Below are 8386 nucleotides of genomic sequence, written 5' to 3'. Positions count from 1 at the left end.
TGGGGGGATGGGGAGGATGGGGAGACGCGACAATTTTTACCCACTCCAAAAAACCCACTCCAAAAAACCAACCATTGATATTTTTATCACCTGCAATCCTTTGGAAATTGCCCGATTACCGTGGGAAGCTTGGGAAATTGGAACTGAGTTTGCGGCAAGAGGTAAAATTCAGATTGTGAGGATGCCTGTTAATATTCAAGGCACAACAGTAACACCGAAATATCGAGGGCGAAGAGTTAGGGTTTTGGCGATTTTGGGTGATGATACTGGATTAGATTTTAAAGCGGATAAAGAGGCTGTACGATCCCTTTCTTCAGTTGCAGATATTGAGTTTATTGGTTGGCAACCCGGACAAGATGCTAATGCCCTAAAAGGGACAATTGTCAATGCTATTGCTGATGAAAAAGGTTGGGATATTTTATTTTTTGCAGGTCATAGTAATGAGACTATGATAACTGGGGGAGAATTTGCGATCGCACCTGGTGTTTCACTACTATTACGAGAGATTGAGGCATCGATAACTATTGCTAAGGAAAGGGGATTGCAGTTTGCTATATTTAATTCCTGTAATGGACTGAGTATTGCTAATACTTTGATTGATATGGGATTGAGTCAGGTGGCGGTAATGCGGGAACCAATTCATAATCAGGTGGCGCAGGAGTTTTTGCTTAGGTTTCTCCATAGTTTAGCAGAATATAAAGATGTTCACGAGTCTCTCCTCTCAGCTTGTCAATATCTTAAATTAGAAAAACATCTTACTTATCCCAGTGCTTATCTGATTCCTTCTCTATTTCGCCATCCCAATGCCGAATTATTTAGAATTAAGCCTTTTGGGAATAAGGAAAGGCTGAAACATTGGTTGCCGAGGAAAAAAGAAGCAATCGCATTGGCTATTTTAATAGCTGCTAGTTGGCAGTTACCTGTCCAAGATATATTATTGGAACAACGGGTATTAATTCAGGCACGCTATCGTCAGTTTACTAATCAAGTGCCAACAACTAAAGAACCTCCTGTTTTACTCGTACAAATTGATGAAGACTCCATCAAAAAAGCAGGAATTTCTGACCCTAAACCCATGAATCGCCGCTATCTGGCACAGTTAGTAGATAAGCTAACAGCGATTGATGCTAAAGTAGTTGGTATTGATTATCTTCTGGATCGCTATCAAAAGGAAAATGACCAATATCTTGCCAATTCTATCCAGGCATCTATAGAAAAAAATCAAACCTGGTTCGTATTCGGTACTAAGCGTAAGGATGGGGGAGGTTGGTTTAATCTATTACCAGAATTTGCTAATCCCAATTGGAGTTTGCAAGGGGATGTGATGTTACTATTTGCAAATAGAATATCCCACGTTACTCTAGTACCAAGGAGATCTACAGATCCTCGGACTTTACCCTTTCCTTACCTACTATCCTTAGCATATTGGAGTAATTTTACAGGTTCTAGTGAACCACCTCAACCACAGTTACAATCTTCAGTTAATTGGTTATCTCAGTTAAAAACATATATTAGCGATAAGACAGATGAAGATTATAAAGAAATATTCTCTTCCACTGCTAGATTACAAACCATAACTAACTTTTCTTATCAGTATAATCAACGGTGGTTACATCCAATTATTGACTTTTCTATTCCCCCAAATCAAGTCTATACACGCTTACCAGCTTGGCAGTTGCTAGATAATCCAGTCGATTCCCTCAAACTTAATTTCAAACAGAATGGGTTTTTTGGAGTGGGGAATGGGGAGTGGGGAATAAGAAAAAATCAAGAAGAACAAACAATAAAAAAACAACCTATTGTCATAATTGCACCAGGAGGCTATGGCGAGGCGGGTGTAGCCGCAGAAGGTGAAGATAATTTTCAAGTGCCAGCAGGTTTGAAGTATTGGCGTTTTCAGGAGAATCCACCGGATTTGCGTCAGGTGTTTCCTGGTAGTGAAGTTCACGCTTATTTGATCCATCATTTTCTCACAAAGCGTTTAGTTGTGCCAATTCCCGATTTATGGTTACTTGGAGTAGCTGCTTTGTTGGGAAAATGGACAGTCTTGAGTTTAGAAGCGGGAACAAATAAAGCGAAAGAAAAGACTAATAAGTTATTCTTCTTTTTTGTACCATCTGGTAGGAGTAAATGGATGATAGTCATGGCAGGTGCGACGGGAGTTTATGGATTAGTTAGCTTGCAGTTGTACGTTACGGGCGGAGTGTTATTGCCTTTGGTTATTCCCGCGATGACGTTTTGGAGTTATGTTATGGTGAATTTAGCTGAATAATTAAATAATGAGCAGCAAGTTTATGTTTAAATTAAATGTTTTTTTATCGACTTTCTTGGTGACTGGAATAATGATTACTGGTTATTCAGATAGAGGAAATGCTAGTTTTTCTCTGGCTCTAACCCCTAGTCCCCAATCCCTAGTCCATAGCCCCTCAAAAACCAAGTCTTGGCAGGAAATATTTAAGAATTTTTTCAATAAAAAAAATGAGGATAATCCGCCACCGGGAACTCCTGGAAGTGGCATTGCCAGAGGCGATATTTGCCCGATTACGCCAAGGATAAATAGTGCTAACAGAGAAATATGGAGCAATCGCCCTTTATTTGTTTGGCGCGGAAATTTAGGTAGAATTGAGGTAAGACATTATGGTAGTGAAGAGGTATTGTGGAGTCAGACAGTTTCGGAAAGAGATAACCGGGTTTCTTATACTGGAGAGCCATTAAAGGCAGGTGAAACCTATCAATGGGTGATATTTGGTGAAAGGGCTGAAAATCCGATGCTTTCCGTACCTTTTAAAGTGATGAATCATCAAGATCGGGATCGCATTCGTGTTAGGCTAATTATTTTAGGAGTTGAACTTAAAGAAAAAGGATTGACTCCCGAAGAAATTACTTGGGCAAGAGCAAACTATTTTGCCGAAAAAGAACTTTGGTATGATTTTTTACAAGAAGTATACAGTATGGAGAATCCCTCGGAGGAGCTTCAGGAAATTATTCAACAAATTCCTGCTAAAGTTTGTTCGCGATAAGTGGGGAATGGGGAATGGGGAGTAGGGCGTAGGGAGTAGGAAGGAGAAGAACAATTTGGTGGCGGATTTGATATTAACTGTATTTCAGTTTATGTAATCGGGACTGTTGAATTTTATGCACCTGTCACATATCCCCAACGGCAGCAAGCGTTTCACATGCGCATTTGCTAAGGTCATTATGCCACCTGTTTAAATTACCGAGGAAAAGCAGTAGGGTGCGTTATTTAACGCACCCTACTAAGTAGGTGGCGATAATTAAACGTATAATGGTGGGTAATACCCGATTTTTAAGGTACACAATGCGGTTGTCGAAGAGTTGAACAAAATCAATCATCATTTTTTTGAAGGGTTCAATCTAAAAAGTATCAGAAGTGAGGATAATTTGCCAGTATATGAATTATGTCAGGGAAGTTAGTAGCAGTTAGGGCAGGGTGCGTTACATAACACACCCTACAGATAGCTTTCTTCTTTCCGTTCTACAACAGTTACTAGCCCCATCTCTCATACCCCCATACCCCCATCTCCCCAATACTTTATTCTCAGCTTGTTACCCTGAGAATGGGTACTCCCCACTGAATTAACTTCCATGACTGTTACTTAAGGATCGCTTACCGCCATGAGTATTAAAAAGAAACCCAACTCTCCGCGCATTCCCCAAATTGGCTACATTCTCTTAATCCTGGCGGGGGTATCCTTCTTAGGATACTTGTTTATACCGCGATCGCCCAAATTTCCGCTAGTACCTTACAGTCGCTTCCTAGACGAAGTAGACGAGGGGAAAGTCGAACGGGTTAAGGTGGGAGATAACCAGATTCTCTATCAGCTCAAAGGATCTGAAGATCCCCTCAAAGCCACACAAGAATTACTTAAACCAACGCCAGATCCCATCAAGGGGACTGAAAATCTCCTCAAACCCACACCAAACCCGACTAAGGGCACAACAGTACCCCTCCAACCTACGGAAAACCCCCTCAAAGCTACACCAGAACCTCTCCAACCCACGCCAAGCCCTCTCAAGACGAATCAAGATCACAACTTACTCACTCAGCCGCAAGAGCCACAAGGACCAATATACGAAACCATCCCAGTCAACGATCCAGATTTGGCGAAAAAGTTGAGGGAAAAAAATATTGAATTTTTCGCTATTCCACCTGCTCAGGATAGTTGGTTTTCTGTTTTATTAAGTTGGGTAATACCGCCGATAATTTTAGTAGCTGCATTTCAGTTTTTCATGAAGCGCAACGATCCTGATGGACAATCTCTTTCTTTTAGTAAGAGTAAGGCGAAGATTTATGTTGAAGGCGAATCTGCCAAAATCACCTTTGCTGATGTGGCGGGTGCGGATGAAGCTAAAGTTGAATTAGTAGAAATTGTCGAATTTCTGAAAAATCCGCAGCGCTTTACCGACATTGGGGCGCGAATTCCCAAAGGAGTCTTATTAGTTGGACCTCCGGGAACAGGTAAAACCCTATTAGCAAAAGCAGTAGCAGGGGAAGCAGGAGTATCATTTTTCAGTATTTCTGCCTCGGAATTTGTGGAATTATTTGTGGGAACAGGTGCGGCACGGGTGCGGGATTTATTTGTTCAGGCGAAAACGAAAGCACCTTGTATTATTTTTATCGATGAATTAGATGCAATCGGGAAATCTCGTAGTAGCGGCAATTCTCCTAGTGGCGGTAATGATGAACGGGAACAGACATTAAACCAGTTATTAACAGAAATGGATGGCTTTGCGGCTGGGAATGCAACGGTAATTGTCTTAGCAGCAACTAACCGTCCGGAAAGTTTAGATCGAGCGCTTTTACGTCCGGGACGTTTTGACCGTCAAGTATTAGTAGATCGTCCCGATTTAGCAGGTCGTGAAGCAATTTTAACGGTCTACGGTCGCAAAGTCAAGTTGGCTGATGATGTTGATTTACATAAGATTGCCGCCCGTACTCCTGGGTTTGCGGGTGCAGATTTAGCTAATTTGGTGAATGAAGCTGCACTTTTAGCTGCACGGGGGCGACGAGAAACTGTATTAGCAGCAGATTTTGCTGAAGCTATTGAGCGAGTTATTGCAGGTTTGGAGAAGAAAAGTCGGGTTCTCAATGAACATGAGAAAAAGGTTGTCGCTTATCATGAAGTTGGTCATGCTTTGGTGGGCGCGCTAATGCCGGGAACAGGGAAAGTTGCGAAAATTTCGATTGTGCCACGGGGTATGTCTGCGTTGGGTTATACTTTGCAATTACCGACGGAAGACCGATTTTTAATGAATGAAATGGAATTGCGAGGAGATATTTCTACTCTGCTAGGGGGACGTGCTGCGGAAGAAGTTATCTTTGGTACTGTAACTACTGGTGCGTCTAATGATTTGCAACGTGCTACTGAATTAGCCGAACGGATGGTCACAACTTATGGTATGAGTAAGGTAATGGGACCTCTTGCTTACGATCAAGCACCACAGAATAGTTTCTTAGGAAATGGTGGGGGAAGTTTACGCCGGAATGTGAGTGAAGAAACTTCAAGAGCTATTGACAAAGAAGTTAAGGAAATTGTAGAAATATCTCATCGGGAAGCTTTGGATATTCTCCATCATAATCGCGATTTATTAGAAGCTATCGCCCAGGAAATATTAAAAACTGAGGTGGTTGAGGGTGAGGCATTACAAAACTGGCTTGCTCAGGTAAAACCTGTGGATCGCGTGACAGATGGGGTTCTCCTTAGTAATTATAATGGGCGATTAGTTGAGGGCAATTTTTTAGGGTGATTTGTCGGGGTGGGTTTTGGGTAATCAATTGTGAGTTTACATCATATTTTTACCCAATCCGCCTCTTTTTCATCCAAACTATACTATAATTAGTTGGCTGGAACAATTGTGGCAATAAATTGCATAAAAAAGCGATGGCTGAAATTACACTAGACGAAACCAAACTGAAAGAATTGCTCAAAGCAGCAATTATTGAGATACTCCAAGAACAAAAAGAAGAGTTTTCTGAACTTTTACTATCTTCTTTAGAAGATATCGGCATGAAAAATGCGATCAAACTAGGTGAAAATACTGAACCAGTCAGCCGCGATGAAATATTCAAGATCCTCAAAAATCAACCATGAATATTGAGTTTAGAAAGAGCTTTGAAAAAGATTTACTCAAGATGTTAGATCCTGGTTTGTTTCAAAGAATTCAGGAAATTATTGAACAAGTTGAACAAGCAGATAACTTAAGTGAAGTTAGCAATGTCAAAAAACTTAAAGGCGAGGTAGACTACTATCGCATTAGATGAGGGGATTACCGAATTGGTATTAAAGTTAATGATGGCGTAGTCTCTTTCGTCAGAATACTGCACCGGAAAGAGATTTACAGATACTTTCCCTAATCGATGGGTGAGATTTAGTTTGAATTCAGACATTAGAACAAAAACTTGCGATCGCGGGATTCATTATAGCAGTTCTTACTTTATTAGTAACATTTTTCGGACCGTTAGTTGACTGGGTAGATAATTACCTCAAAATAGACATGAGTTGGGCAAAAGGACAAGAATTACAAGGTGGGAAATACATTATTGAAGAAGTCTTAGGACAAGGTGGTTTCGGGACAACTTACAAAGCTGTCCATCTGCTACTTAATGATTCAGTTGTGATTAAGACACCTAACAAACATCTCAAACATGACCCATATTATCAGAAATATGTGGATAAATTCAAACAAGAAGGGCAGATATTAGAACGATTTTCTGTATATCCTCATCCCCATATTGTAGGAGTGCGCGATTTCTTTCAGGAAGGTGCAACCCACTGTCTAGTGATGGATTTTATACCTGAAGTTTCATACATTTCTAATTTTACTTAGCACTTCTTGGTTAGGATTAGGATTAGGATGGTTAATTCGTTTAACATTCAGATTAATATTTAGCGGTTAATTTACAATATAGGGTGGGTACTCCCCACCCATCAACATGTTTAACTCGCAGAATTATCCCACCTACCCAACAACTCATCAACCGATAATTCCGGCAACTGCGACAGCAATAACCCCAATTCATCTAGAGATAATGCCAATAACCTTGGGATAAAATTAGTCAAACGCTCATCCAATTGACCAAAACGCATTCTCAAGACACTTTCAGCAAGTAAATGTCTCGCTTGTCGCATCCCATTCTCATCCACAGAAACTGTCGCTAATTGCACCAATAACATCGTAAATTCAACAGCAGGTAAAGCCGATGCCGGAGCGATTAAAGCCGTTATATTAGGATCTAATTCGCCCAACCGCACCCGTAGAAAGTTTTCTAAAATAGTACGATGCTCTTCAATTTTACCCTGTTGAATTCCACGCTTTTCACCACGTTGTTCGCCACGTTGTTCACCACGTTGTTCACCACGTTGTTCAGCCGCTGCTAATTGTTCTTGAAACAAAGGTTTGATAGCCATAATTAACTTATCATCCTCCTCATCTTCTGACTTTGACTTTTGTCCTCGATTAACACGCAAATTCGATTGCAATTGATAAACTAATTCTAACGCATTTATCCGCAGTGGGTCATCTACGGACAAAGCACCCAGAGAAGTTATCGCCCGCTGCTGCACACCTTCCCTACCCAAAATCCTCAACCATAAAGTTGAGGGAACTTCCGGTAACTTATGAATAACCACAATCGCGGTTCGGAAATATTCCGATAGAAAATAGATGCCCTTGCACCAATTCTCTTCATCCGGATTCGCACCAAAACCATTTAACAAAGTTTCTGAAGCTGTTGGCGTTAAAATCCACAACTTCGGGAGTTCATCGTAGGGAGTATTTTCCCGTTTGGCTTGCCGTAAAAACTCCGATCTCACCTCCAGTAACTTGCTCAAACAACTCAGAACTTCATCAGAATTAACTGGATTGCGAAATGGTTCAAACAGTGCCGTTGTTGTCGCCATTTTCCCCAAGACTCCCAGCTTCTCTATATAGTCTGGTGTCACAGCAGTTGGCGTAAAATAAACATCAATCTGCCGCACTTCTGAAGATATTTCGCGCCCTGGATTTACCGTACCTATGGGGCAGAGTAATTCTGACAAGTAATCTTTGGCAAATTTATCGTGAATTAATCGCGTCATAGAGCGATGATAGTTAGTTTTGGAGATTGTTTTATATATTAATTTTACCTCATTTATTAGATTTTATTTACCTCAATAGATTGTAATAATATATCTATGACTTTCAATAATACATATAGCCTCAATCACTCTTATAAAAGACATTTTTTTAAACGCAAAGGTACGCAAAGGAATTCGCAAAGGTACGCAAAGAAGAGAGTATAAAAGCCAAAATCTTACTCCCCTCCCCGCACTGGGCTTCGCCCCGCTACGCTAATGTGCCGCTAACGCTAATGCAGGGGAGGGGC

General features: G+C 40.9%; 6 protein-coding genes and 1 pseudogene. 6 read left to right on the top strand and 1 reads right to left on the bottom strand.

All coding sequences use genetic code 11. The features are described 5' to 3' along the window. The 6 genes and pseudogenes from NJ959_RS21385 to NJ959_RS21360 all read left to right on the top strand — a co-directional run. Positions 1–2272, top strand: a 2272-nt coding sequence (locus NJ959_RS21385; protein ID WP_254013768.1) for a CHASE2 domain-containing protein, incomplete at its 5' end; no start/stop codon positions are given. 22 nt (positions 2273–2294) lie between these two features. Further along, positions 2295–3020: a hypothetical protein gene (locus tag NJ959_RS21380; protein WP_254013767.1), complete on the top strand. Its 726-nt coding sequence runs from the start codon at positions 2295–2297 to the stop codon at positions 3018–3020. Between the two features lie 616 nt (positions 3021–3636). Then, entirely contained in the window at positions 3637–5769 is a 2133-nt protein-coding gene (gene ftsH / locus NJ959_RS21375; RefSeq protein WP_254013766.1) for an ATP-dependent zinc metalloprotease FtsH, read from the top strand. A gap of 134 nt (positions 5770–5903) precedes the next feature. Beyond that, on the top strand, positions 5904–6113 hold the full coding sequence (locus NJ959_RS21370) for a hypothetical protein (RefSeq protein ID WP_254013765.1): 210 nt from the start codon (positions 5904–5906) through the stop codon (positions 6111–6113). Continuing rightward, positions 6110–6376, top strand: a pseudogene (locus NJ959_RS21365) (type II toxin-antitoxin system RelE family toxin). The gene NJ959_RS21370 and the pseudogene NJ959_RS21365 overlap by 4 nt, the downstream one beginning before the upstream one ends. A 140-nt stretch (positions 6377–6516) precedes the next feature. Further along, positions 6517–6849, top strand: coding sequence for a protein kinase domain-containing protein (locus tag NJ959_RS21360; protein WP_254013763.1), 333 nt, complete (start codon positions 6517–6519; stop codon positions 6847–6849). Positions 6850–6959: 110 nt separating this feature from the next. On the opposite strand, the gene NJ959_RS21355 is transcribed toward NJ959_RS21360, so the two are convergent. Continuing rightward, positions 6960–8099: a flagellar assembly protein H gene (locus NJ959_RS21355; RefSeq protein WP_254013762.1), complete on the bottom strand. Its 1140-nt coding sequence runs from the start codon at positions 8097–8099 to the stop codon at positions 6960–6962. Between the last annotated feature and the right edge of the window lie 287 nt (positions 8100–8386).

Origin of the sequence: Limnofasciculus baicalensis BBK-W-15 (assembly GCF_024178385.1) — a bacterium.
In the GTDB taxonomy this organism is placed as follows: Bacteria; Cyanobacteriota; Cyanobacteriia; order Cyanobacteriales; family Coleofasciculaceae; genus Limnofasciculus; species Limnofasciculus baicalensis.
Note: the sequence above shows the minus strand (reverse complement) of the source record. Positions and strands in the feature narration are given on the sequence as shown.